Source organism: Clostridium cochlearium (assembly GCF_900187165.1).
Lineage (GTDB): Bacteria > Bacillota > Clostridia > Clostridiales > Clostridiaceae > Clostridium_G > Clostridium_G cochlearium.
The window spans coordinates 1,754,076-1,779,393 of the sequence record NZ_LT906477.1 but is presented as its reverse complement, the minus strand read 5'-3'; the positions used below and the strand labels follow the sequence as shown (position 1 = coordinate 1,779,393).

The window sequence follows — 25,318 nt, the reverse complement described above, 5'->3', positions numbered from 1 at the left end:
AATGATTGATTTAAGAACATATAGAGAAGAAATAAAAAAAAATGATATTAAAAATTGTTATATATTTTATAGTTCAGATGAAGATATGATTAAAGAAAATATAAGACTTATAGAAAATAAATTAATAAAAGAAAAATTAATTAATAAAGATTTTATTGACTTAAATTTTGCAAAGTTTGATGGAAATAATTTAGAGGAATTTGATGAAGTTATAAATGCCTGTGAAACCCTTCCTTTTATGTCCGATAAAAAAATTGTGTTAGTATATAGAGCTAATTTTTTAGGGAAAAATAAAAAAAATGAAGGAGTGTATTTAAATTTTAAAAACTACATAGAAAATATACCTGAAAGTACAATTTTAATATTATACTATGTATTTAAAGAAAAAAGAGAGAGGGTAGAAAATAAAGTTTTAAAACTAAGTAAAAAATGCGACATTATAGAAATTAAAGATTTAAAGGGAAGAGATCTAGAAAAAAAAGTTAAAGAACTATTTGAAGAAAAAAATAAAAAAATTGGTGTTGTGGAATTAAAATTATTTTGCTCTAATCTTCCTAATAATATGGGAATAATAGAAAAGGAAGTGGAGAAGCTCTGCTGTTATACATTAGGACGAGAGATTACAAAACAGGATATAGGAGATATGTTTCCTCCAAAAGAGGAAGAGGATATATTTGTCCTTGTGGATAAAATAGGAGATAAAAGAGTAAAAGAAGCCATAGATAGGTTTAATGAATTGCTACACATAGGTGAGAATGTTTTTAATATATTGTATATGATAGAGAGACAGTTTAATTTAATATATCAGGTTTCTCAATATGTAAAGGAAGGTAAAACCATAGAACAAATTAGTAGAATAATTAGATTACCTAATTTTATATGTACAAAATTAGTAGGGCAGAGTAAAAAGTTTACAGAAACTCAAATTAAAAATGCTATAAATAAATGTTTAGAAACGGAAAAAATATTAAAAAGCACTTCTACTAATAAAAAAGTGGAGATGGAAATGTTGATAATCCAAACTATAGCTATGTAATTATAATAATAAAATAAAGACTAACCAATTGGTTAGTCTTTATTTTATTAGATTAAGCATTTAATTTTGCTGATAATCTAGATTTAGTTCTAGCAGCTTTGTTTTTATGTAGTACTCCCTTTGAAGCTGCCATATCTAGAGCTTTTATGCATTTTTGAAGTTGAACTTTAGCTTCTTCCATGTTTCCTTCTGCAACAAAAGTTAAGAATTTTTTAATATCAGTTTTTAATGCTGATTTTATCATTTTATTTTGAGCAGTTTTTGCTTCAATAACTTTAATTCTTTTTTTAGCTGATTTTATATTTGCCATTTCTTCACCACCTTGCATTTTATTAAGGGTATAAGCAGTTTGGGAAATCTGCATACAAATCTCAATTTATTAACAAAGGTTATTATATCATTTATTATAAAGGACTTCAAGTGAAAATTTATTTAGATTATAACTAAAATGAGAATTAATTTATAGATTTTTATATTTCTCAATAAAATTTATAATTTTATTAGAGTGATATGGAAAATAATGATAAAATAGAAGAGAGAAGTTTAGAGATGAGGTGTAAAATATGATAATAATATTTAGTCTGTTATTTACGTTTTGCTTATTAACTTTATCTGTTTACAAAGGAATATTTGTAGCATATCCATTGTTAGTAGGATTTTTTATATTTTCATATATTGCTTGGAAAAAAGGCTTTAAACCAATGGATATTATTAAAATGTCATATAATGGTGGTAAGAAAGCATTTGTTGTTTTAAAAATATTTATTTTAATAGGAGCTATTACTGGGATATGGATGGCATCAGGTACAGTACCAGGAATTATATATTATGGAATCAAGTATATGAATCCAAATTTTTTTATATTATATACATTTATAATAAGTTCTACAGTATCTTTTTTGTTAGGCACATCCTTGGGAACAGTTAGCACAGTGGGTATAGCTTTAATTCTTATGGCCAAAAGTGGTAACGTAAACATAAATATGGCAGCAGGGGCTATCATAGCAGGAGCGTATTTTGGAGATAGATGTTCACCAATGTCATCTAGTGCAAATTTAGTTTCAAATTTGACAGGTACAAATCTTTATAAAAATATATCAGGTATGTTTAAGACTTCAATAATTCCATTTATTTTATCAATAATTTTATATTTTATCCTTTCATTAAAACAACCTTTAAATTTTATGGGAAGTAGAATAGATGTTGAGATAATAGAAGTTTTTAAAATTAATTGGGTTGTTTTATTACCTGCAGCAATAATTTTGATATTTTCTATCTTAAAAGTAAATGTTAAAATATCAATGTTTGTAAGCATTATAGTAGCTTCATTAATAGCTTTAATAATGCAAAAATATAAAATTACAGAAATTCTAAAATATATACTATTGGGCTTTAATTTAAAGTCAGTTAGCCCATTGCAAGGCATATTAAAAGGTGGAGGAATTATATCCATGTTAAAAGCCTCTCTAGTTGTATTTATATCTTGTTCTTTAGCGGGTATATTTGAAGGAACTAATATGCTGAAAAACATTGAAAATGTATTGATGAAAGCAAAGACACGTTATAAACTTTTTATTTATACAATTATTGTGAGTATTTTTACTGGAGCTTTTGGTTCTAATCAATCTATAGCAGTTGTTTTAACAACACAACTTATGAAAAAAAGTTATGAAGATAAAAACATTGACAAATATGAATTAGCTATTGACTTAGAAAATACAGCAATTGTTTTATCAGCACTTATTCCATGGAATATTGCTGCTTTTGTTCCAACTACCACAATGGAGGTAAGTAGAATAGGATTTATTCCGTATGCTTTTTATTTATATCTTATTCCAATATGCAATATTATATTTCTTAAAATTTTAGAAAAAAACAAAGTGAATTTATCTAATAACTATCCAGTTTAACTCTAATACTTACATCTTTTTTGGAGAGAGAGTATAAAAACTACTTTTGAAGATTAGAAATTTGTTTGTGTTTTAGCATATAATATAAAAATTTATAAAAAGGAATATAATTATAATTATGCGGAAAAACTATGTTTAAAATCATAGAAAGGATGTAATGTAAAATGAGTGTGAGAACAGATTTAGCTGTGGAAGCTAAAGAAATATATGAAGAAAAAAATACTGGAGAGATTCCAGGAGTAGAATTAAAAGAATATAGAAAGGGAAGAGTAAAAATTACAGAAGTAAATGTATTAAATGAACAAGGCGAAAAAGCTATGAATAAAGCCATAGGAAACTATATAACTTTAGATATACCAAATGTAAATGAGTACGATACAAAATATAAGGAACATATAAGTAAAATTCTAGCAAATACTTTAATACCTCTATTAAAAGTTGATGAAAGTATGACAGCTTTAGTTGTAGGATTAGGTAATTGGAATATAACACCGGATTCTCTTGGACCTAAAGTAGTTGAAAATATTATGATAACTAGACACTTAAAACAGTATATTCCCAATGAAATAGATGAAGGAATAAGGCCAGTGTGTGGAATATCTCCAGGTGTATTAGGGATTACAGGAATAGAAACAGCGGAGATAATAAAAGCAGTATCTCAAAAGATAAGTCCAGATATAATTATATGTATAGATGCTTTAGCATCAAGAAGACTTGAGAGAGTTAATAGAACTATACAAATAGGGAATACAGGTATATCACCAGGAGCAGGTGTTGGAAATAGAAGAATGGAATTGAATGAAAAAACTTTAGGAGTACCTGTAATTGCAATAGGAGTACCTACTGTAGTAGATGCAGCAACTGTGGCTAATGACACTATAGACATGGTTATTGATGAAATGATAAAAGTAGCTGATAAAGATAAAAATTTCTATAATATGTTAAAATCTTTAAATAGAGATGAAAAGGAAAAAATGATAAAAGAAGTTTTAACTCCATATGTAGGAGAATTAATGGTTACACCTAAAGATGTTGATACTTTAATGGATTCTATTTCAAAGATAATTTCTACTGGAATAAATATAGCATTACAACCAGCGTTAGATTTAGAAGATATAAATAGCTATTTAAATTAAGAATATAATCACAATCTTCTCATATAATTTTATATGGAGGAGGTGTGATATGAAATCTAAATATGTTCTAAAAAAAAGGGGTAAAAATATAAAAAAATTATATATACTATTTTTAATATCAACACTATTCATTATTTTACCTGTAGTGGTAAAAGCGAATCCTAATAAATATAGCGAAAAGAATAATATGTTTTATATTCAAGTGCTAAATAAAAGTATACCTTTAGCAAAAGCTACTGTATTTGATGAGGAAAATTTAGCGGAGAATTCTTTTAATATAAAAAGAGAATTATTAAAATTATTTAGTATAAAATTAGAAGAACCATTAACAATTATAGGGAAAGAAATGGCTTTTATTGATACAAGTGAAGTTTATTATAATGAAGAAAATTATAAACTTAATCCCTTTCAGTTAGATGAAAAATATGTTTTGAAAGAAGAACAAGAAAAAAAAGAAATAGATAAAAAAATTCATAATCCAAAATTGAAAAAGAAATTAAATAAAAGTAAACCAGAGGTTTTTATTTATCATACCCATTCTACAGAAAGTTATAAGCCAGAGGGAAATTTTTCTTTGGATTTGAATAAAACAGTATGTTCTGTAGGAGATGTCTTAACAAAGGAGTTAGAAGATAATTATGGAATATCTGTAATACATGATAAAACAGTTCATGATGCTAATGCATATGCAATGAGTTATGAAAGATCAGGGGTTACAGTAGATAAATATTTAAAAAAATATGGTGATTTTAAACTCATAATAGATATACACAGAGATGGTTTAGATAATCCCAAGCCTGTTACAACTACTATAAATGGAGAGAATGTTGCAAAAATAATGTTTGTTTTAGCCAAAAAAAATCCTCACTATGAAGAAAATTTTAAGGTAGCAAGTACATTATCAGAAATTTCAAATAAACTTTTCCCTGGTTTTTATAGAGGACATCATTTCTATGAATATGGGACAAGGTATTTTCATCAAAATAAAAGTAATAATTCCATATTAATAGAAGTAGGTGCTAATAGCAATAAATTACAAGAAGCTAGAAATTCAGCAAAATATTTAGCTAGAATTATTGGAGAATACATAAATGGGAAATGAATAATTATTTATTAAAAGGACACCCTTTATAGTAGTGATACTGTAGAGAGGTGTTTTCTTATGAAAGATAGAAAAGTAATTTTTATATTATCAATATTTTTTATAATAATAGTTTTAGGCTTTTTTCAAGTAAGTAATGCTACATCTAATTTCATAAAGAAAAATTCTGTTTTTAAAGTTTATATGAATAAAAATCCTTTGGACATAAAAATTGAATTAGCTAAATATACTTTTCAATTAAATAAAGAAATAGTTGTAAATACAAAAGAAAAAATTATAAATTCAACTATAGTTGATAAAATAAAAGAAAGTGAAAAAATAAATAATATAAATAAAGAAATAATATTGGTTTTTAATAATAATGTTTTAAAAATAAACAAAGCCTTACGTTTAATGAACAATAGTTATTCATTGTTCATTATTAATTATTCATTGCAATGTATTGACATCCTCCCTTAATTTTATGATATAATTTAATCTGAATCATTGAAACGATGGAGGTAGAATGGATGACAAGTGAAAAACAAAAGCGTGTAAGAAATTTTTCAATAATTGCTCATATAGATCATGGTAAATCAACTCTTGCAGATAGATTATTAGAAGAAACAGGAACCCTTACTCAAAGAGAAATGGATGAACAAACCCTTGATACAATGGAACTTGAAAAAGAAAGAGGTATAACAATAAAGTCACAAGCAGCTAGATTGATTTATAAAAGGGATAACGGAGAAGAATACATACTAAATCTTATAGATACACCAGGGCATGTGGATTTTAACTATGAAGTATCTAGAAGTTTAGCAGCATGTGAAGGAGCTATATTAGTAGTAGATGCAACTCAAGGAATACAAGCACAAACTTTAGCTAATTGTTATTTAGCATTAGAACATGATTTAGAGATTGTTCCAGTTATAAACAAAATAGATTTGCCTAGTGCAAGACCAGAAGAAGTAAAAAAAGAAATAGAAGATGTTATAGGAATAGATACTTCAGACGCACCATTAATATCAGCAAAAACAGGATTAAATATAAAAGATGTATTGGAAGCGGTAGTTGAAAAAATTCCACATCCTACAGGTGATGAAGAGGAACCTTTAAAAGCTTTAATATTTGATTCTTACTATGATACATATAAAGGAGTTGTATGTTACATAAGAGTTAAAGAGGGTAAGATAAAACCAGGTACAGAAATAAAACTAATGGCAACAGGTAGGAAGTACGAGGTAATTGAAACAGGAGTATTTGTACCTGAATACATGAAAATAGATGAATTAAAAGCAGGAGATGTTGGATATATTACTGCATCTATTAAAAATGTAAGAGATGCAAGGGTAGGAGATACAATAACAGAAGCTAAAAGACCAGCAACAGAACCTTTAGAAGGATATAGACCAGCAATTCCCATGGTATTTAGTGGTATATACCCTGTAGATGGTGCTAAATATGGCGAATTAAAAGAAGCTTTAGAAAAACTTCAAATAAATGATGCGGCCTTATCTTTTGAACCAGAAACATCTATAGCCCTAGGGTTTGGTTTTAGGTGTGGATTTTTAGGTTTACTTCATATGGATATTATTCAAGAGAGAATAGAAAGGGAATTTAATTTAGATATTATAACTACAGCACCTTCAGTTATATATAAAGTTACAAAGACTAATAAAGAAACTATAGATGTTACTAATCCTACAAATTTACCAGAAGAATCTGAAATAGCCTATATGGAGGAACCTATAGTAGATGCATCTATAATAACACCTTCAGACTTTGTTGGGCCTATTATGGAATTATGCCAAAATAGAAGAGGAACTTTTAAAGATATGCAATATATAGAAACTACAAGAGTAGTTTTAAATTATGACATACCTTTAAATGAAATAATATATGACTTTTTTGATGCGTTAAAGTCAAGGAGCAGGGGATATGCATCCTTAGACTATGAGCTAAAGGGATATGCTCAATCTAAATTAGTTAAATTAGACATACTTTTAAATGGTGATAATGTAGATGCTTTATCTATGATAGTTCCTGAGGAAAGAGCTTATGCAAGAGGAAGACAAATAGCTGAAAAGTTAAAGGAAATTATACCAAGACAGATGTTTGAAGTGCCTATACAAGCTGCGGTAGGTTCAAAAGTAATAGCAAGGGAAACTGTAAGAGCTTTAAGAAAAGACGTTTTAGCTAAATGTTATGGTGGAGACATATCTAGAAAGAAAAAACTTTTAGAGAAACAAAAAGAAGGTAAAAAGAGAATGAGACAGATAGGATCTGTTGAAATACCACAAGAGGCATTTATGTCTGTATTGAAAACAGAAGATTAGAAATTAGTAAGGAAGATTGATATATCAATTTTCCTTATATTTTATGTTAAAGAGAAATAAGGTGATTTTATGAAAAAATGTTATGATAATAATAACGGAATAGGATTATATATACATATTCCATTTTGTAAAGAGAAATGTAAATATTGTGATTTTGTATCTTATGCTAATAAGGAAAATTTTATGAAACAGTACATAGAAGCACTATCAAAGGAAATCAAAAAAGAATGCCAAAGTAAAAAATTTAGAAGTATATATATAGGAGGCGGTACTCCTAGTTATGTATCCAATAAATATTGGGAAGTATTAAAAGAAAGTATTGAAAGTTTAGATAAAAGTAGAGATGTGGAATTTTCTATAGAAGCTAACCCAGGTACAGTAACAGAGGAAAAATTAAAATTATTTAAAGAATTAGGAGTAAATAGAATAAGCTTTGGGTTGCAGGCATGGCAGTATAATTTACTTAATAAATTGGGTAGAATACACAATGTAGAAGAGTTTTTACATAGTTATAAATTGGCAAGAAAATTAGGTTTTGATAACATAAATATAGATTTAATGTTTGGAATTCCAGATCAAAAATTAGAGGATTGGAAAGAAACATTAGAAAAAGTAGTAGAACTTAATCCAGAACATATTTCTTGTTATAGTCTTATAGTAGAAGAAGGCACTCCTTTTTATAAATTATATGAAAAAGGACAGTTGAATTTACCTAATGAAGATATAGAAAGAGACATGTATAGATACTCTATTGAGTTTTTACAAAATAAAGGATATCATCAATATGAAATATCAAATTTTGCTAAAGAAAATAAAGAATGTATACATAATTTAACTTATTGGGAATTAGGAGATTATATTGGATGTGGCTTAGCAGCACATTCATTTTTAAATGGGTATAGGTATTCAAATGTTTATAATATTGAAGAATATATAAAATTAATCAATGAAGATAAAGAAATAAAAATTAATATTTATAAAAATTTAATAAAAGATAATATGGAAGAGTTTATGTTTATGGGTCTTAGAAAGATAAATGGTGTAAATATAGATGAATTTTATAAAAGATTCCATAAAAACATATATGAAGTTTACGGTGACGTAATAATGAAATATGTAAATAATGGGTTGATTATAGAAGATCAGGGTAATATATTTTTATCTCCAACAGGAATAGAGATATCTAATAGTATAATGTGCGACTTTATTTTGGATTAAATCATTTCAGTTAGAAAAATAGAGCATTAGTGAGATAAAAGTTATAAAAGCTAAAAAAACTAAAAAAAATAATCACTATATAAAAATACAATGTGTATAGTAATTTGACAAATATAAAATAGAATGATATTTTTTAATCATAGCGATTAGCACTCAACAAGAGTGAGTGCTAATAAATGAGGTGATTATTATGGAAATGGATAAAAGAAAAATAAAAATACTTCAGGCTATAATTCATGACTACATTGAAACAGCAGAGCCTGTAGGTTCCAGGACCATAGCTAAAAAATATGATTTAGGTGTTAGTTCTGCTACTATTAGAAATGAAATGTCAGATTTAGAAGACATGGGTTACTTAGAACAGTTGCATAGTTCATCAGGAAGGAAACCATCAGATAAAGGGTATAGATTATATGTTGATAAACTAATGAATATTCAAAAGTTATCATCAGTAGAAGAGTACGCCATAAGGACTCATATAATAAATTCTGCTTTGTATGAAATTGAAAAAGTTATAAAAGAAGCATCTTCTATATTAGCAGATTTGACTAAGTTGACAACTGTTGTAGTGTCACCTTCATCTATAAAAAGCTACGTTAAATCTATTCAGTTAATAGGGTTGGATGTAAATACATTGTTATTAGTTTTAGTTATAGACACTGGCATAATAAAAAATAATTTAATAAGACTTAACAATAAAATAAAAATAGATGAATTAGTTAAAATAAATAACATATTAAATATTAAATTAAGCAAAATAAGAGTTGAGAATATAAATTTAGAATTTTTAAAAACATTGACAGAAGAATTTAAACAATATGAAAAATGGCTTAATGATATTTTACCGGTAATTTATGAAACATTATTGAATGATATAGATTCCAATGAAATACATTTAGAAGGAACTACAAATATATTTAATTATCCAGAATACAATGACATTGAAAGGGCTAAAGAATTTTTATCACTTATAGATGATAAAAATAAGATTAAGAATTTAATAAAAAGTGATGATAATATTACAATAAAAATAGGAAAAGAGAATTTTATAGAAGATGCTAAAGACTGTACCATAATAACAGCTGTATATAAATTAAAAAATAGACCACTAGGAAGTATAGGAGTCATAGGTCCTACTAGGATGCCTTATTCTAGAGTCGTCTCTATATTATCTACATTAGTAGATGAGCTAGACAAATTGTTAAAAGATGATAATATCTAAATGTGTAGCAAGAAATAAAAGAAATGAAATGGAGGCATGATTACATGGCGGACAAGAAATATGAGAATTTAGATATGGACTTGAAAGAAGAAAATTTAGAAGAAGCAGAAGTAAATGAAGATGAAGAATTTGAAAATGAGGAAAAAGATTTAAATAATAGCGAAGACAAAAATAAATTAGAAGAGGTAATATCTGAATTGAAAGATGAGAATGAGAAATTAAATAATGAAGTAGAGGCTTTAAAGGACAGATTATTGAGGATATCAGGAGAATACGATAATTATAGAAAAAGAACAGATAAGGAAAAAGAAATTCTTTATGTAGAGGCTTGTGAAGATGTTTTAAAGGAAATGTTACCAGTATTAGATAACTTAGAAAGAGCTATTTCAGCTAAAGGAGACATAGGGGATCTAAAAAAGGGAATAGACATGACTTTAAAGCAATTTGAAGATTCATTTAAGAAGTTAGGTGTAGAAGAAATTTCTACAGAAAATGGATTTGATCCCAATTTACACAATGCAGTAATGCATATAGAAGATAGCCAATATGGAGAAAAAGAGATAGTAGAAGTATTTCTCAAAGGCTATAAAAAGGGAGATAAAGTAATAAGACATTCTATGGTTAAAGTTGCAAATTAAAATAAAAATTTGAAATATATAAGTTTAGAGAAATAGAGTTAAACTTAAGGAGGTAGTTAATAATGTCAAAAGTAATAGGTATAGACTTAGGTACAACAAATTCATGTGTATCAGTTATGGAAGGTGGAAATCCAGTAGTTATAACAAATTCAGAAGGCGCAAGAACTACACCATCTGTAGTATCATTTCAAGATAATGGGGAAAGATTGGTAGGGCAAATTGCTAAAAGACAGGCAATTACAAATCCAAATAAAACTATAATGTCAATAAAGAGATATATGGGAACAGATCATAAAGTAAATATAGATGGGAAGGAATACACACCACAAGAAATTTCAGCTATAATACTTCAAAAATTAAAAGCAGATGCTGAAGCTTATCTTGGAGGAACAGTTACTCAAGCGGTAATTACTGTACCAGCTTATTTTAATGATAGCCAAAGACAGGCGACTAAAGACGCAGGAAAAATAGCAGGATTAGAAGTTCTAAGAATAATAAATGAACCAACTGCTGCATCTTTAGCGTATGGATTAGATAAAATGGATACAAATCAAAAAATATTAGTATATGATTTAGGTGGCGGTACTTTCGACGTATCAATACTTGAGCTAGGAGATGGAGTGTTTGAAGTTAAATCTACAAATGGTAATACTAAACTAGGTGGAGATGATTTTGACCAAAGAATAATAGACTATATAGCAGAAACATTTAAAAATGATACAGGAATAGATTTAAGAAATGACAAAATGGCTCTTCAAAGATTAAAAGAAGCAGCAGAAAAAGCTAAAATAGAATTGTCTTCATCAACACAAACAAATATAAACTTACCATTTATAACAGCTGATGCTACAGGTCCAAAACATATAGACATGAATCTAACTAGAGCTAAATTTAATGAATTAACTCATGATTTGGTTGAAGGTACATTAGAACCAATAAAGAAGGCATTAGAGGATGCAGAAATGTCAATAGGTGACATAGATAAGGTAATATTAGTTGGAGGTTCTACAAGAATTCCAGCAGTTCAAGAAGCTGTTAAGAAGTTTACTGGTAAAGAACCATCAAAAGATGTTAATCCAGATGAATGTGTTGCTATGGGTGCAGCAGTTCAAGCAGGAGTATTAACAGGGGATGTAAAAGATGTATTACTTTTAGATGTAACTCCATTAACTCTTGGAATTGAAACATTAGGAGGAGTAGCTACTCCATTAATAGAAAGAAATACAACTATTCCAACAAGAAAGAGTCAAATATTCTCAACAGCAGCAGACGGTCAGACATCCGTTGAAATACACGTAGTTCAAGGTGAAAGAAAAATGGCTGCAGACAATAAAACATTAGGAAGATTTACTCTATCAGGAATAGCTCCAGCACCAAGAGGTGTTCCTCAAATAGAAGTAACATTTGATATAGATGCAAATGGTATAGTAAATGTATCAGCAAAAGATAAAGGTACAGGAAAAGAAGCTAATATAACTATAACAGCATCAACCAATTTAACAGATGAAGAAATAGAAAAAGCTGTTAATGAAGCTAAGAGATTTGAAGAAGAAGATAAAAAGAGAAAAGAAAGTGTGGAAGTTAAAAATAATGCAGAGCAAATATTCTATCAAACAGAAAAAACTTTAAAAGAATTAGGAGATAAAGTATCACCAGAAGATAAGACTACTATAGAAGAAAAGTTAAGTGCGTTAAAAGCTGTTAAGGATGGAGAAGATATAGAAGCTATAAAGAAAGCTACAGAAGATTTAACTCAAGCATTCTATCAAATTTCATCAAAAATATATCAAGATGCAGGAGCGGCTGGAGCAGAAGGCTTTGATCCAAATATGGCTGGAGGAGCTAATACAGAACAAAGTACAAATAACGATGATAATGTAGTTGATGCAGATTATAAAGTAGAAGATGATGAAAAATAATCAATCTTACAAAATTAAGGGATATCCTATCCCTTAATTTGTAGATTTTTAATAGGTGGTGAAAAAATGCCCAAAAAAGACTTTTATGAAGTTTTAGGACTTGAAAAGGGAGCAAGTGATGCAGAAATAAAAAAAGCTTTTAGAAAATTAGCTTTAAAGTATCATCCAGATAAAAACCAAGGAAATAAAGAGGCAGAAGAAAGATTTAAAGAAATAAATGAAGCTTATCAAGTATTATCAGATCCACAAAAGAGAGCTCAATATGACAGATTTGGAACCGCAGATTTTAATGGTGGCGGAGCTGGTTTCTCAGGATTTGATGACTTTGATTTAGGAGATATATTTGAATCCTTTTTTGGAGGCGGATTTGGAGGTTTTGGTGGAAGTTCTAGAAGAACTGGACCACAAAAAGGACCAGATGTTAAATATTCTATAAACTTAACTTTTAACGAAGCTGTTTTTGGAGTAGAAAAAGAGATAAGTATAACTAAAAGTGAAAATTGTGAAACTTGTAAAGGGACGGGTGCAAAGCCAGGTACTAATGCTAAAACTTGTCCTAAATGTAATGGTTCAGGACAAATTAAAGTTCAAAGGAATACAGCATTAGGTAGTTTTGTGAGTGTAAATACCTGTGATATGTGTGGTGGTAAAGGAACTGTAATATCTGAACCGTGCAATACTTGTAAAGGAAAAGGTACAGTTAGAAAGCAAAGAAAGATAAAGGTAAAAATACCAGCAGGGGTGGATACTGGTAATGTAATACCTATAAGAGGACAAGGTGAGGCTGGAATAAATGGAGGTCCACCTGGAGATTTATATATATCTGTAAGAGTAATACCTGATCCATTCTTTAAAAGAAGAGGAGATGATATATATATAGATCAACATATAAGCTTTGCAAAGGCAACTTTAGGAACAGAATTAAAGGTTAAAACTATAGATGGGGAAGTTAAATACGATGTACCATCAGGAACTCAACCAGGAACCGTATTTAGATTAAAAGGAAAAGGAGTACCTCATGTTAATGGTAGAGGAAGAGGAGATCAGTATGTAAATATAATAGTTGATATCCCTAAATCCTTAAATCAAAAACAAAAAGAGGCACTATTAGCTTATATGGAAGCTAGTGGAGAAATACAATCTTCAGAAAAAGAAGGTTTTTTTGATAAGATAAAGAAAAACTTTAAATAAAAAGAATTTGTTTCTCAAAAGAGAAACAAATTCTTTTTATTTAATGAACAACTAATAATGAATAATGAACAATTAAGGATATTTTTCTTCACTATACTCAGAAAAATTTTAAATTTATTTGATTTGTTAAAAGAAATTATTTTATGTATAGTTCGTTAAGCTTTGCTTAACATCAAGGTTTTATAAAATTAAAAGCTTTGCGAAATGATAATGAAGAAAAGTTTTCCTTTTTTATAGTATAATATATAATATTAAAGAAAAACACTTAAATTAATATTATGGAGGAGAAACATGAAAAAACAAGATAAAGATTGGATTGAACTTACTATAGTAACTAGTAGTCAGGCAGTAGAGATTGTATCAGCTATATTATACAATACAGATGTGCAAGGAATAGCTATAGAAGACTCAAAGGATGTAGAATTTCAGAAGAAAAATAAAGGTGATTGGGATTATTTTGACGAAACTTTACTTAATATAAAAGAAGGAGCTGTAATAAAAGCATATTATAGGGAAGATGAAAATTTCCCTAAATATTTAAAATATATAGAGGATAGTGTTGAAAATTTAGAGCAATTTGGATTTGATAAAGGAGAGGGTCTAGTTACAGCATCAAAAGTTAATGAAGAAGACTGGGAAAATAATTGGAAAAAATATTATAAGCCTGCTAAAGTAGGAGAAAAAATTGTAATAAAACCTATATGGGAAGAATACCAAAATAGTTCAGAAGATATAGTTTTAGAATTAGATCCAGGAATGGCATTTGGTACAGGAACTCATGAGACTACAAGAATGTGTATAGAGTCTTTAGAAAAATACGTTAAAGAAGAGGATGTTGTTTTTGATATAGGAACAGGATCAGGAATACTTGCTATAGCAGCTGCTAAATTAAATGCAAAAAAGGTAATAGGAGTAGATTTAGATGAAGTAGCAGTAGATTCTGCAAAGAAAAATGTAGCAATTAATGAATTAAATAATATAGAAATAATTCATGGAGATTTAATGGAGGTTGTTAAAGGAAAGGCTAATATAATAGTTGCAAACATTATAGCAGACATAATAATTCTTTTATCTAAAGGTGTAAAAAAATTCTTAGAAAAAGGAGGACATTTTATATCTTCTGGAATAATAAAAGAAAGAAAAGAAGAAGTAGTGGATGCTTTAAAGGAAAATGGATTTAAAATAAAAGAAGTTAAAGAACAGGGCGAATGGGTTTGTGTAGTAGCAAGTTTATAAGGAGGAACATAAATGCATAAATTTTTTGTGCCTAAAGAAAATATAAATAATGAGAAAGCTATAATATTAGGTGAAGATGTAAAACATATATATAAAGTTTTAAGACTTAAAAAAGAAGATGAAGTTATAATAAATAATTGTGAAGGTGAAGAATTTCTAGGAGAAATTTTATATATAGATAAAAAAGAAGTTATAGTAAATATAGAAAAAAAACTAGATATAAATAACGAAAGTTTTATACAAATATATCTTTTTCAAGGTATGCCTAAAACTAGCAAAATGGATTTAATAGTTCAAAAAAATTGTGAGCTAGGAGTAAGAGAAATAACTCCTATAATCACTGAAAGAGTAGTAGTTAAACAATATGGTGGACAATATAAAAAGCTTGATAGGTTAGAAAAAATAGCAATAGAATCTTCAAAACAATGCAAGAGAACATTTATACCAAAAGTAAATAATCCTATAGAATTTGAAGAACTATTAGAAAAATTGAAAACTATGGACTTAATAGTAGTTCCCTATGAAAATCAACAAGGTTTTGGAATGCGAAATTTAATTAACAATATTGAAAAAAATAAAATCATAAAAATAGGTGTAGTAATAGGACCGGAAGGTGGTTTTGAAGAAGAAGAAATAGTGGAATTAAAAAATGTAGGAGCAAATATTATAACATTAGGTCCTAGGATTTTAAGGACTGAAACCGCAGGATTTGTGACTACTTCACTATTGATGTATGAATTAGGAGACTTAGGAGGAAATGATTGATGAAAGTTGCTTTTGAAACTCTTGGTTGTAGAGTTAATCAATATGAAACAGAAGCTATGATAGAAAAATTTATAAAATCAGGTTATGATATTGTACATTTTAATGAACTAGCAGATGTATATGTTATAAATACTTGTACAGTAACTAATATGGGAGATAAAAAATCTAGACAAATGATTAGTAGAGCTAGAAGGATAAATAAAGATGCTATTATAGCAGTAGTAGGTTGTTATTCTCAAGTAGCTCCAGATAAAGTTTCAAAAATTCCTGGAGTAGATGTAGTTATAGGTACTAGAAATAAAGGAGACATAGTTAAAAAAGTTGAAGAATACATAAATAAAAAAGAACAGATAATTTTAGTTGAAGATGTTTTAAAAAATAATGTATTCGAGGAGCTAAATATAGAAAGTTATAAAGACAAAACTAGAGCATTTTTAAAAATACAAGATGGATGTAACAATTTCTGTTCTTATTGTTTGATTCCTTTTGCAAGAGGTGGAGTTTGCAGTAAAGAACCTAAAAAGGTAATAGAAGAAATAAAAAAATTAGTGGAACATGGATTTAAAGAAGTTACATTATCAGGAATACAAATAGCGCTTTATGGAAATGACTTAGAGGATAGTTGGGATTTAATTAGTTTATTAGAAGAAATAGATAAGATAGAAGGTATAGAAAGAGTTAGAATAGGATCTATATCACCTAAATATTTTACAGACCAGGTTATAGAGAGGTTTTCTAAATTAAAAAAATTATGTCCTCATTTTCATTTATCTTTACAAAGTGGATGCGATGAAACTTTAAAGCGAATGAATAGAAGTTATACTACAAAGGAATATAAGCATATAGTAGAAAAACTTAGAGAAAAAATAAAATATGTATCCATAACAACTGATATAATAGTAGGTTTTCCAGGGGAAAGCGAAGAAGAATTCAAAAATACATATAAATTTTTAGAAGAAATAAAACTATCTAAAATGCATGTATTTAAGTATAGTCCTAGATCAGGTACTAAAGCTGCTGAAATGAAAGAACAAATAGATGGAAATATAAAAGAGGAAAGAAGTAATATTTTAATAGAGTTAAACAAAAAACTTGAAAAAGATTTTATGAAGAAATTTTTAGAAAAGGAATTTCAAGTTTTATATGAAGAAAAATCTGATTGTGATGAGAATTCCTATGAAGGGTATGCTCAAAATTATATAAAAGTAGTAACTAAGAGTGATATGAATTTACAAGGAAAAATAGTAAATACTATTATTAAATCAGTAAAAGAAGACTATGTTTTGGGAAAATTAAAATAAAATAAGAGGAAATGTAGCATAAATGTTGAATTTATTAGTAAATAGTGAAAGTTATTTATGTTATAATTATATTAAGACATTTTAAGGAGGTGAAAAAATGGAAAATTGCATATTTTGTAAAATAATCAAAGGAGAAATTCCCTCTGAAAAAGTCTATGAAGATGAATTAATATTAGCATTTAAAGATATAAGTCCAGCAGCACCAGCTCACGTTTTAGTAGTACCTAAAAAGCATATAAAAAGCTTAAATGAATTAAGTAAAGAGGATTCAGCTATTATAGCTCATATCTATATTAAAGTTAAGGAACTAGCAAAAAAATTAGATATAGATAAAAAAGGTTATAGAGTGGTAACTAATTGTGGAGAACAAGGTGGGCAAACGGTAGATCATATTCATTTTCATTTATTAGGAGGAAGAAATTTACAGTGGCCTCCAGGATAACTATAGGATATTTTAATAAGGAAACACCCATGAAATTGTTGACAATACAAGTAATTTTATTATATAATGAAATGTGTGTTATTTAACCTGCATTGCCTGTGTTTAATTTATTTAATAAATTGAACTAGCGGAGGGAGGGAGAAGAATATGTCAGAAATAAAAGTTGGAGAAAATGAATCTTTAGAGAACGCTCTAAGAAGATTTAAGAAAAAGTGTGCAAGATCTGGTGTTTTATCAGAAGCAAGAAAAAGAGAACACTATGAAAAGCCAAGCGTAAGGAGAAAAAAGAAATCAGAAGCTGCTAGAAAGAGAAAATTTAAATAAGAATATCTTTGAAAGAAGGTACTGTTATGGTCCTTAAAGAAAAATTACAAGAAGATTGGAAACAAGCTTTAAAATCAGGAGATAAATTTAAAGCTAATACAATTAGTATGGTTAGATCTTCTATACTGTTAGAAGAAAAAAATAACGGTAAAAAACTTAACGATGAAGATGTCATTGGAGTTTTAGCTAAGGAAGTCAAACAAAGGCGAGAAGCTTTGCTTGAGTTTAAAAAAGGGGGCCGACAAGATTTAATCGAAGAAGCCCAATCCGAAATAGAAATTTTGTTAAGTTACCTTCCTCAGCAACTATCAGTAGAAGAAATAAAAGATTTTGTTAATCAGGCAGTGGAAAAAGTAGGGGCAAATAACATAAAAGACATGGGAAAAGTTATGGGTATAGTTGTACCTAAACTTAAAGGTAGAGCTGATGGAAAGCTTGTTAGTGAAGTAGTAAAAGAAGTTTTAATTAGCAAAAGTAAATAATAAATATTATACAAAGGCTGAGATATCTCAGCCTTTTTATTTTTCATACTGTCATTTATTTTGTATTATCTTCATAAATTAGTATGAAAGTACTTTTTAGAAGGTGAAGTATGGATAGAAAAATAGAAAATGCTAAAGGGGAATTAATAGATAAATTAGAATTGCCAAGAGATATACTTATGGATTTACCTAGAATAGTTGTTACAGGCAATACAGAGATATCTATTGAAAATCATAGAGGAATAGTTGCTTTTGAAGAGAATATGGTAAAAATAAATTCCAGGGTAGGACTTATAATTATTTATGGAAAAAATTTCGAAATACTCTTTTTAGGAGGAAAAACCATAACATTAAGAGGAGTATTTAAATCTATATTATATGAGGGAAGTGAACATAATTAAATTAGAGAAATTTAAAAAAAGCAATATTACCCTGGAAATACAAAGTTTAAAACCTGAAAAAATAATAAATTTAGCATGGAAAAATGGAATAGAAATAAAGAATATAGAGAGAAAAAATATAACAACTATAAAATTAACTATAAACTTAAAAGATTATAATAAATTAGAAAAATTAGCTAAGAAAACTCAATGTAAATTTAAAATATTGGAAAGAAACGGTATAGGATTTTTAATATTAAAGCTAAGGAAAAGAAGAACTTTAATATTGGGAAGTATTTTATTTGTTATTATAATATATTATTTATCAACTTTTATATGGAAAATTGATATAACTACAGAAAAAAATTTATCACCATATGAAATAAGAATGGAACTTTTAAATTATGGAGTAAAAGAAGGTGTAAAAAAGAAGAATATAGATATTTACAAATTAGAAGAAAAAATTATGAAGAATAACGATAGTATAATGTGGATTAGAATAAGAATTGAAGGATCTTTGTTAAAAATAACTGCTTCAGAAAGACAAAGTCCACCTAAGGTAATTTTAATAGATGATCCATGTAATCTAGTAGCTAAAAAAGATGGGGAGATTGTAAGAGTGTATACATCAGCTGGAACTGCACTTGTTCAAAAAGGTGACATGGTAAAAAAGGGGGATATACTAGTTAAAGGGGAACAGGGAAAAGAAGGAGATGAATATAATGTACATGCTAAAGGACATGTAATTGCTAAAACTTTTTATGAGGAAATAAAAGAGGTAAAACCATATAAGATTGACAGAAATAGAACTGGTGAAAAAATAACTAACATATTTATAAACTTTAGAGGGAAAAAAATATTTTTAAAGAAAACTATGAATAAATTTAAACAGTATGATAAAATAGAGGATAATAAAGGTCCTATTACATTTGAAACATATTATGAAGTAAAAGAAAATAAAATAAATTTAGATAAAGATAGTCTTGTAGGTAAAGTGGCAAAGGAATTGGAAGAAAAAATAACTTTAAATTTTGATAAAAATGTTATTGTAAAAGATAAAATTATAGAAAAAAATGATTATAAAGATTATATAGAAGTAAGACTACTAATTGTAGCAGAAGAAAATATTGCAAAAGAGGCAGAAATGGAAGAGGATATGGTAACTGAACCAAAGGAAAATTAATATATTATACAAAAGAAAATTAAGAAGCTATACAAAGGAATGATTTATTGTGAATAAAAATATTTTAAGTGAAATGAGAGAGAGCACAGATACAAGAAATAAGACTTTAATATTTGCAACGACTTTTATAATTATATACTTTGTACTTATAACTTCTATTGTAACTCAAAAGTACAGTTTAATAGAAGGGGAGATAGCTAATGTTGATATAAAGGCAACAAGAGAGGTAGTTGATGAAATAGCTACTAAAGCTAGAGAAAAACAAGCTGTAGAATCTGTACCATTACAATATAATAAAAAGCCAGAAATAAAAAATAATGTGATAGAAGATATAGATAAACTTTTTAACAAAATTCCATTAGTTGCAAATTTAGAGATATCAGATAAAGAAAAAATAAATAAATTAAGAGAAGGTATTAATATAAAATTATCTGATGAAGATTATATGGAACTTTTAAAATTAGAGAAAGATGATTTAGCCAATCTTAAAGCTACTTTATTAAAAACTATATCAGAACTGTATGATGGAGTGAATATAAGCGACGGAAGTGCTGGAGACAATAGTGATGATATAAAAAAAGCACGTGAATTTATAATAGAAAGGATAAATGATTCCGAATTAAATAAAAAAACTTTGAAAAATTTAGCTACAGTAATAGCTTATTCAGAAATAAAACCAAACTTTTTTTATGATAAAGAAAAAACTGAAGAACTAAGGCAGGAAGCAAAAAAAAGAGCACCAGTAGTAATAAAAAAGGGACAAATAATTGTTAAAGAAGGGGAGCCTGTAACTAAAGCTCAAATAGATATATTAGCAAAATTAGGATTATTGAATTCTAAAGATAGTTTTGAATGGTATATTTATTTGAGTTTAGGTATATTAATAGCTCTTGTAATGACAATTCAATGGGTGTATATAAGAAAGTTTAATAGAGAAATATTTAATAATTTAAGTAAATTAGGATTAATAAATATATTTACTTGCATGTTTGTAATATTTGCAAGGGTTTTAAGTAAACAACCTTTTTTAATACCTTTAGCATGTATTCCTATGTTGTTTACATTGTTAATTGATGGGAAACTATCTTTAGTAGTTAATGGTCTTACTTGTATTCTTATAAGTTGTGCTGTTGAATTTAATGTGGAGATAACTCTACTGACTATAATAAATGTATTAAGTATATCTATAATATTAAAAAAAATGCAACAGAGAAATGATATATTATATTCTGTTTTATATGTATCTATAATTAATGTTATTTTAACTTTTTCTGCAGGAGTGTTATTGAGTAATAATACTGTTGATGTAGTAAAAAAAGCAGGATTTTCTCTAGTTGGATCAATACTTTCAGGAGTATTTACTATAGGTTTTCTACCTTTTTTTGAGAGCACTTTTGATATAGTTACTACTATAAAATTGTTAGAGTTATCTAATCCTAACAATCCGCTACTAAAAAGACTTTTAATGGAGGCACCTGGTACCTATCATCATAGTGTACTAGTTGGAAATTTAGCGGAAATGGCTGCAGAACAAGTGGGAGGAAGCCCGGTATTGGCAAGAGTAGCATCTTATTATCATGATATAGGCAAAATAAAAAGACCATATTTTTTCAAAGAAAATCAATTGGGAAATGACAATCCGCATGATAAAATAAATCCTAATTTAAGTACTTTGATTATAACAGCTCATGTAAAAGATGGTATAGAATTAGCAGATGAATACAAAATACCAAAAGTTATAAGGGATATAATAGAACAACATCACGGAACAACTTTAGTAAAATATTTTTATATAACAATGAAAAATTCTATGGAAAATCCAGAAGAGATTAAAGAAGAGGATTTTAGATATCCTGGTCCTAAACCAGAATCTAAGGAAGCAGCAATAATTATGCTTGCTGATAGTGTAGAAGCAGCTGTCAGATCTATTAATGACCCAACTAAGGGTAAAATAGAGGAGATGGTAAATAATATAATAAAGGGAAAATTAAATGAAGGACAATTAGATAATTGTGATTTAACTCTAAAAGATATAGATAAAATTAGAAATTCTTTTGTGAAAATTCTATTAGGGATTTATCATCAAAGAATAGAATATCCTACTGATAAATGGGAAAATAAATAAGAGAGGATGAAATAAAAATTGATCTATATAGACAATAGACAAAGCAAAATAAAAGTTGAAAAAGATTTAGATGAATTAATAAATAAAATAATAGATTATGCACTGAAAAAAGAAGGGGTAGATATAGAGTATGAGATAAGTGTAATATATGTGGACAATGAAACTATAAAAGAGATTAATAATGATACTAGAGGTATAAATAAAGAAACAGATGTACTTTCCTTTCCAATGCTTGAATATCCAAAAGGAATGGTATTTAGTGAGTCTTATAGAGAATATAGTTTTGGTGTAGAATATTTAAATGAAGGTAATTTAGTTCTTGGAGACATAGTTTTATCCTTAGAAAAGGCTTTAGAACAAAGTAAGGAATATAATCATTCATTTTTAAGAGAGGCTTGTTATTTAGTGGTTCATTCAGTATTGCACCTTCTAGGATATGATCATATGGAAGAAGAAGAAAAATGTATTATGAGAAAAAAAGAGGAAGAAATACTTGAAAGTTTTAGTATTAGCAGAGTATAGACTATAAACCAAGTAGGTGTTAAAATATGAAAATTAAAAAGTTAATAGATAGCTTTAACTATGCCATTGAAGGATTAGTATATGCAGTGAGAACACAAAGGAATATGAGAATACATATGATAGCAGCTCTTTTAGTTCTTACTGCTTCTTTCTTTTATGATATGACAAAAGTGGAACTTTTAATTGTACTTCTTACCATAACATCTGTAATTACAGCAGAACTATTTAATACGGCCATAGAGTTTACTATAGATGCTACTACTAATTATTATCATCCTTTAGCTAAATTAGCTAAAAATATATCAGCAGCAGCAGTGCTTTTAACAGCTATAAATGCTTTAGCGGTAGGGTATATCATATTTTGGGAAAAGTTAGATAATATAAATTTTAAAGTAATAAAAAAAATTAAAAACTCAGATCCATATATGATATTTTTAATATTATTTATAGTTTGTATAGTAACTTTAGTTATAAAAGCCGTATATGGTGAAGGAACCCCTTTAAGAGGAGGTATGCCTAGTGGTCATAGTGCTATAGCATTTTCTATAGCAACTACTATAGCACTTCTTACAGAAGAAACAGTTCCTATAATGCTAAGCTATATATTGGCTTTAATTGTGGCCCAAAGTAGAGTTGATTCTAAAATTCATTCTATAATAGAAGTATTAGCTGGAGCTTTTTTAGGAATTTTTTTAACTATATTTTTATTTAAAATTTTTGGTGGTTAGTATGGTATAATTTACTTACTATCATATAAAGATATGAATAGAGATATATTACTTTTATGGAGGGAATCGATGTTATGAACAATATAGACTATAAAGAGTTAATAAAAAAAGCTATAGAAGCAAGAGCCCTTGCCTATGTACCCTATTCAAATTTTAGAGTAGGAGCTGCAATATTAACAGAAGATAATAGTATATATAATGGATGTAATATAGAAAATGCATCCTATGGAGCTACTAATTGTGCAGAAAGAACTGCTATATTTAAAGCGGTGTCTGAAGGGAAAACTAAAATAAAAGCTATTGCAGTAATAGGACGCAAAGATGAATTTACTTATCCTTGTGGTATTTGCAGACAAGTAATTGCGGAATTTGCAGATAAAGATACTATTGTAATACTTGCAAAAAATATAGATGAATATGAAGTAAAAACTCTAGAAGAAATTCTTCCAGGAGCATTTACTCAAAAAGATCTTAACATATAAGGAGGAAAAATGTTTAAATCAGGATTTATAACTATAATAGGAAGACCTAATGTAGGCAAATCAACATTGTTAAATAACATAATGAAGGAAAAGCTTTCAATTGTATCACACAAACCACAAACTACAAGAAATAATATACAGACAATATTAACACAAGAGGATTGTCAAATAGTGTTTGTAGATACTCCAGGTATGCACAAGCCAAAGCATAAGTTAGGAGAGTATATGGTTAAAGTAGCAGAAGAAGCCCTAAAGGATGTAGATATTGTAATATTTATGACTACGCCAGAAGGTGAATTGGGAAGAGGAGACGTTTATATATTAGAACAATTAAAAAAAATAAAACAGCCAGTATTTCTTGTTGTCAATAAAATAGACGAAAATGAGCAAGGAAAAGTAGCTGAAACATTAAAAAATTATCATGAAGCATATCCTTTTTTTAAAGAGATTATTCCTATTTCAGCATCAAAAGATAAAAATATAGATACATTATTGGAATTAATGAAAAAATATCTTCCAGAGGGACCTAAATATTACCCAGAAGATATGATAACAGATCAACAAGAAAGATTTATAGTATCAGAAATAATAAGAGAAAAAGCATTAAGATTATTAATGGAAGAAGTACCACATGGTATAGCAGTGGAAATAATGACTATGAAAAAAAATGAAAAAGGAAATTATGAAATAAATGCAACTATGCTATGTGAAAAAGATTCCCATAAAGGAATAGTAATTGGTAAAAGTGGTTCTATGTTAAAAAAGATAACTCAATATGCAAGAGAAGATATAGAAAGATTTTTAAAAAGTAAGGTTAAATTAAAAATATGGGTAAAGGTAAAAAAAGAATGGAGAGATGACAATAGAATTTTAAAAGAATTAGGATATAGACAATAATTGAGGGGTTGATTTTCTGTCTGTTTTTAATACTAGAGCTTTAGCGATAAAGACTCAGGATTATAAAGAATGGGATAAAATAATTTGGTTTTTTACAGAAAAACTAGGTAAAATTTCAGTTATAGCAAAAGGAGCTAAAAAAAACAGTAGTAAATTTTTCTCAGCATCCTTACCCTTTTGCTATGGTAATTATATATTTTATAAAGGAAAAGGTATGTATACTTTAAATGAAGGTGAAATAGTAGAATCCTTTCAAGATTTTTTAAGTGATTTAGATACTATAACTTATGCTTCTTATTTTTGTGAATTAATAGATATATGTTTTCCAGAAGGGGAAAGCAATAGAATGCTTTTTAAAGAACTTATAACAGCTTTTTACTTAATGAAGACAAAAGCTGTGGATTTAGAAACTTTGGCAAGAGTATTTGAACTTAGAATACTAAAGGCAACAGGATATGAATTGAGTTTAGATAAATGTTCAATTTGCAAAGAAAAAATAACTTCTTCTAATTACATAAGCTTGCAATACTTAGGGGGAGTTTGTAATAATTGTATTAAGAGTAATGGTATAGATATAAGTAATGCTTCTTATAATATAATTAAGTATCTAAATAGGTTACCTATTGAAAAAACCTACAGAATTAGTATACCTGATAACTTAAAAAAAGAAATATATGATATACTAAAGTATATCATATCTCAAAACTATATTAGAAAACCTAAAAGTTTGGAAATATTAAATATATCAAAGGAGGGTTAAA

26 protein-coding genes are annotated in these 25,318 nt (G+C 27.7%); 25 read left to right on the top strand and 1 reads right to left on the bottom strand.

Going from position 1 to position 25,318, the window contains the following annotated elements; all coding sequences use genetic code 11:
- The first annotated feature begins 1 nt into the window (after position 1).
- Positions 2 to 1,036, top strand: coding sequence for a DNA polymerase III subunit delta (holA, locus tag CKV72_RS08735; protein WP_095178067.1), 1,035 nt, complete (start codon positions 2 to 4; stop codon positions 1,034 to 1,036).
- Between the two features lie 52 nt (positions 1,037 to 1,088).
- Here holA and rpsT read toward each other — a convergent pair whose 3' ends face one another.
- On the bottom strand, positions 1,089 to 1,346 hold the full coding sequence (gene rpsT, locus CKV72_RS08730) for a 30S ribosomal protein S20 (protein ID WP_089863887.1): 258 nt from the start codon (positions 1,344 to 1,346) through the stop codon (positions 1,089 to 1,091).
- A 253-nt stretch (positions 1,347 to 1,599) separates the two neighbouring features.
- Here rpsT and CKV72_RS08725 point away from each other — a divergent pair, with 253 nt between their 5' ends.
- From CKV72_RS08725 to recO, 24 genes are all read left to right on the top strand, one after another.
- On the top strand, positions 1,600 to 2,946 hold the full coding sequence (locus CKV72_RS08725) for a Na+/H+ antiporter NhaC family protein (RefSeq protein ID WP_095178066.1): 1,347 nt from the start codon (positions 1,600 to 1,602) through the stop codon (positions 2,944 to 2,946).
- 164 nt (positions 2,947 to 3,110) lie between these two features.
- Positions 3,111 to 4,082, top strand: a complete 972-nt coding sequence (gene gpr / locus CKV72_RS08720; RefSeq protein WP_095178065.1) for a GPR endopeptidase — start codon at positions 3,111 to 3,113, stop codon at positions 4,080 to 4,082.
- Positions 4,083 to 4,131: 49 nt separating this feature from the next.
- Positions 4,132 to 5,184, top strand: coding sequence for a stage II sporulation protein P (locus tag CKV72_RS08715; RefSeq protein WP_095178064.1), 1,053 nt, complete (start codon positions 4,132 to 4,134; stop codon positions 5,182 to 5,184).
- Positions 5,185 to 5,244: 60 nt separating this feature from the next.
- Positions 5,245 to 5,643: a hypothetical protein gene (locus tag CKV72_RS08710; RefSeq protein WP_089863894.1), complete on the top strand. Its 399-nt coding sequence runs from the start codon at positions 5,245 to 5,247 to the stop codon at positions 5,641 to 5,643.
- Positions 5,644 to 5,693: 50 nt separating this feature from the next.
- A complete protein-coding gene (lepA, locus tag CKV72_RS08705) occupies positions 5,694 to 7,502 on the top strand; it encodes a translation elongation factor 4 (protein WP_095178063.1) in 1,809 nt (602 codons plus the stop codon).
- Between the two features lie 69 nt (positions 7,503 to 7,571).
- On the top strand, positions 7,572 to 8,720 hold the full coding sequence (gene hemW, locus CKV72_RS08700) for a radical SAM family heme chaperone HemW (RefSeq protein WP_095178062.1): 1,149 nt from the start codon (positions 7,572 to 7,574) through the stop codon (positions 8,718 to 8,720).
- Between the two features lie 196 nt (positions 8,721 to 8,916).
- Positions 8,917 to 9,942 carry a heat-inducible transcriptional repressor HrcA gene (gene hrcA, locus CKV72_RS08695; protein ID WP_176760135.1) on the top strand — a complete coding sequence of 342 codons (1,026 nt, stop codon included), beginning with the start codon at positions 8,917 to 8,919 and terminating at the stop codon, positions 9,940 to 9,942.
- Positions 9,943 to 9,986: 44 nt separating this feature from the next.
- A complete protein-coding gene (gene grpE, locus CKV72_RS08690; RefSeq protein ID WP_168943481.1) occupies positions 9,987 to 10,580 on the top strand; it encodes a nucleotide exchange factor GrpE in 594 nt (197 codons plus the stop codon).
- A gap of 62 nt (positions 10,581 to 10,642) precedes the next feature.
- On the top strand, positions 10,643 to 12,499 hold the full coding sequence (gene dnaK / locus CKV72_RS08685; RefSeq protein WP_095178061.1) for a molecular chaperone DnaK: 1,857 nt from the start codon (positions 10,643 to 10,645) through the stop codon (positions 12,497 to 12,499).
- 66 nt (positions 12,500 to 12,565) lie between these two features.
- The gene (gene dnaJ, locus CKV72_RS08680; protein WP_095178060.1) at positions 12,566 to 13,690 is read left to right on the top strand and encodes a molecular chaperone DnaJ; all 1,125 of its coding nucleotides are present in this window, start codon (positions 12,566 to 12,568) and stop codon (positions 13,688 to 13,690) included.
- 291 nt (positions 13,691 to 13,981) lie between these two features.
- A complete protein-coding gene (gene prmA / locus CKV72_RS08675) occupies positions 13,982 to 14,926 on the top strand; it encodes a 50S ribosomal protein L11 methyltransferase (protein WP_095178059.1) in 945 nt (314 codons plus the stop codon).
- Positions 14,927 to 14,938: 12 nt separating this feature from the next.
- Complete coding sequence (locus CKV72_RS08670) at positions 14,939 to 15,691, top strand: 16S rRNA (uracil(1498)-N(3))-methyltransferase (RefSeq protein WP_095178058.1); 753 nt, start codon at positions 14,939 to 14,941, stop codon at positions 15,689 to 15,691.
- The gene (gene mtaB / locus CKV72_RS08665) at positions 15,691 to 16,992 is read left to right on the top strand and encodes a tRNA (N(6)-L-threonylcarbamoyladenosine(37)-C(2))-methylthiotransferase MtaB (RefSeq protein WP_089863913.1); all 1,302 of its coding nucleotides are present in this window, start codon (positions 15,691 to 15,693) and stop codon (positions 16,990 to 16,992) included. Before CKV72_RS08670 ends, mtaB begins: the two co-directional genes overlap by 1 nt.
- A 97-nt stretch (positions 16,993 to 17,089) precedes the next feature.
- Positions 17,090 to 17,434, top strand: a complete 345-nt coding sequence (locus CKV72_RS08660) for a histidine triad nucleotide-binding protein (protein WP_089863915.1) — start codon at positions 17,090 to 17,092, stop codon at positions 17,432 to 17,434.
- Positions 17,435 to 17,581: 147 nt separating this feature from the next.
- Positions 17,582 to 17,758, top strand: coding sequence for a 30S ribosomal protein S21 (rpsU, locus tag CKV72_RS08655; protein ID WP_089863917.1), 177 nt, complete (start codon positions 17,582 to 17,584; stop codon positions 17,756 to 17,758).
- Between the two features lie 26 nt (positions 17,759 to 17,784).
- Complete coding sequence (locus CKV72_RS08650) at positions 17,785 to 18,240, top strand: GatB/YqeY domain-containing protein (RefSeq protein WP_089863919.1); 456 nt, start codon at positions 17,785 to 17,787, stop codon at positions 18,238 to 18,240.
- 110 nt (positions 18,241 to 18,350) lie between these two features.
- Positions 18,351 to 18,641 carry a sporulation protein YqfC gene (yqfC, locus tag CKV72_RS08645; RefSeq protein WP_089863920.1) on the top strand — a complete coding sequence of 97 codons (291 nt, stop codon included), beginning with the start codon at positions 18,351 to 18,353 and terminating at the stop codon, positions 18,639 to 18,641.
- Positions 18,619 to 19,803 carry a sporulation protein YqfD gene (gene yqfD / locus CKV72_RS08640; protein ID WP_095178057.1) on the top strand — a complete coding sequence of 395 codons (1,185 nt, stop codon included), beginning with the start codon at positions 18,619 to 18,621 and terminating at the stop codon, positions 19,801 to 19,803. Before yqfC ends, yqfD begins: the two co-directional genes overlap by 23 nt.
- A 73-nt stretch (positions 19,804 to 19,876) precedes the next feature.
- A complete protein-coding gene (locus CKV72_RS08635) occupies positions 19,877 to 21,928 on the top strand; it encodes an HD family phosphohydrolase (protein ID WP_169712389.1) in 2,052 nt (683 codons plus the stop codon).
- 18 nt (positions 21,929 to 21,946) lie between these two features.
- Positions 21,947 to 22,450 carry an rRNA maturation RNase YbeY gene (gene ybeY, locus CKV72_RS08630; protein ID WP_095178055.1) on the top strand — a complete coding sequence of 168 codons (504 nt, stop codon included), beginning with the start codon at positions 21,947 to 21,949 and terminating at the stop codon, positions 22,448 to 22,450.
- A 26-nt stretch (positions 22,451 to 22,476) separates the two neighbouring features.
- Positions 22,477 to 23,178: a diacylglycerol kinase gene (locus tag CKV72_RS08625; protein ID WP_089863928.1), complete on the top strand. Its 702-nt coding sequence runs from the start codon at positions 22,477 to 22,479 to the stop codon at positions 23,176 to 23,178.
- An 83-nt stretch (positions 23,179 to 23,261) separates the two neighbouring features.
- Positions 23,262 to 23,660, top strand: a complete 399-nt coding sequence (locus CKV72_RS08620) for a cytidine deaminase (RefSeq protein WP_095178388.1) — start codon at positions 23,262 to 23,264, stop codon at positions 23,658 to 23,660.
- Between the two features lie 9 nt (positions 23,661 to 23,669).
- Positions 23,670 to 24,557 carry a GTPase Era gene (era, locus tag CKV72_RS08615; RefSeq protein WP_095178054.1) on the top strand — a complete coding sequence of 296 codons (888 nt, stop codon included), beginning with the start codon at positions 23,670 to 23,672 and terminating at the stop codon, positions 24,555 to 24,557.
- A 16-nt stretch (positions 24,558 to 24,573) separates the two neighbouring features.
- Positions 24,574 to 25,317 (top strand): DNA repair protein RecO, encoded by a 744-nt coding sequence (gene recO, locus CKV72_RS08610; RefSeq protein ID WP_095178053.1) that lies wholly within the window; start codon positions 24,574 to 24,576, stop codon positions 25,315 to 25,317.
- Position 25,318: the final 1 nt, after the last annotated feature.

Bases quoted from the DNA above. Each gene is read 5' to 3' on its own strand.
- holA (WP_095178067.1), top strand. From the start codon at position 2: ATGATTGATTTAAGAACATATAGAGAAGAAATAAAAAAAAATGATATT.
- rpsT (WP_089863887.1), bottom strand. From the start codon at position 1,346: ATGGCAAATATAAAATCAGCTAAAAAAAGAATTAAAGTTATTGAAGCA.
- CKV72_RS08725 (WP_095178066.1), top strand. From the start codon at position 1,600: ATGATAATAATATTTAGTCTGTTATTTACGTTTTGCTTATTAACTTTA.
- gpr (WP_095178065.1), top strand. From the start codon at position 3,111: ATGAGTGTGAGAACAGATTTAGCTGTGGAAGCTAAAGAAATATATGAA.
- CKV72_RS08715 (WP_095178064.1), top strand. From the start codon at position 4,132: ATGAAATCTAAATATGTTCTAAAAAAAAGGGGTAAAAATATAAAAAAA.
- CKV72_RS08710 (WP_089863894.1), top strand. From the start codon at position 5,245: ATGAAAGATAGAAAAGTAATTTTTATATTATCAATATTTTTTATAATA.
- lepA (WP_095178063.1), top strand. From the start codon at position 5,694: ATGACAAGTGAAAAACAAAAGCGTGTAAGAAATTTTTCAATAATTGCT.
- hemW (WP_095178062.1), top strand. From the start codon at position 7,572: ATGAAAAAATGTTATGATAATAATAACGGAATAGGATTATATATACAT.
- hrcA (WP_176760135.1), top strand. From the start codon at position 8,917: ATGGATAAAAGAAAAATAAAAATACTTCAGGCTATAATTCATGACTAC.
- grpE (WP_168943481.1), top strand. From the start codon at position 9,987: ATGGCGGACAAGAAATATGAGAATTTAGATATGGACTTGAAAGAAGAA.
- dnaK (WP_095178061.1), top strand. From the start codon at position 10,643: ATGTCAAAAGTAATAGGTATAGACTTAGGTACAACAAATTCATGTGTA.
- dnaJ (WP_095178060.1), top strand. From the start codon at position 12,566: ATGCCCAAAAAAGACTTTTATGAAGTTTTAGGACTTGAAAAGGGAGCA.
- prmA (WP_095178059.1), top strand. From the start codon at position 13,982: ATGAAAAAACAAGATAAAGATTGGATTGAACTTACTATAGTAACTAGT.
- CKV72_RS08670 (WP_095178058.1), top strand. From the start codon at position 14,939: ATGCATAAATTTTTTGTGCCTAAAGAAAATATAAATAATGAGAAAGCT.
- mtaB (WP_089863913.1), top strand. From the start codon at position 15,691: ATGAAAGTTGCTTTTGAAACTCTTGGTTGTAGAGTTAATCAATATGAA.
- CKV72_RS08660 (WP_089863915.1), top strand. From the start codon at position 17,090: ATGGAAAATTGCATATTTTGTAAAATAATCAAAGGAGAAATTCCCTCT.
- rpsU (WP_089863917.1), top strand. From the start codon at position 17,582: ATGTCAGAAATAAAAGTTGGAGAAAATGAATCTTTAGAGAACGCTCTA.
- CKV72_RS08650 (WP_089863919.1), top strand. From the start codon at position 17,785: ATGGTCCTTAAAGAAAAATTACAAGAAGATTGGAAACAAGCTTTAAAA.
- yqfC (WP_089863920.1), top strand. From the start codon at position 18,351: ATGGATAGAAAAATAGAAAATGCTAAAGGGGAATTAATAGATAAATTA.
- yqfD (WP_095178057.1), top strand. From the start codon at position 18,619: ATGAGGGAAGTGAACATAATTAAATTAGAGAAATTTAAAAAAAGCAAT.
- CKV72_RS08635 (WP_169712389.1), top strand. From the start codon at position 19,877: ATGAGAGAGAGCACAGATACAAGAAATAAGACTTTAATATTTGCAACG.
- CKV72_RS08625 (WP_089863928.1), top strand. From the start codon at position 22,477: ATGAAAATTAAAAAGTTAATAGATAGCTTTAACTATGCCATTGAAGGA.
- era (WP_095178054.1), top strand. From the start codon at position 23,670: ATGTTTAAATCAGGATTTATAACTATAATAGGAAGACCTAATGTAGGC.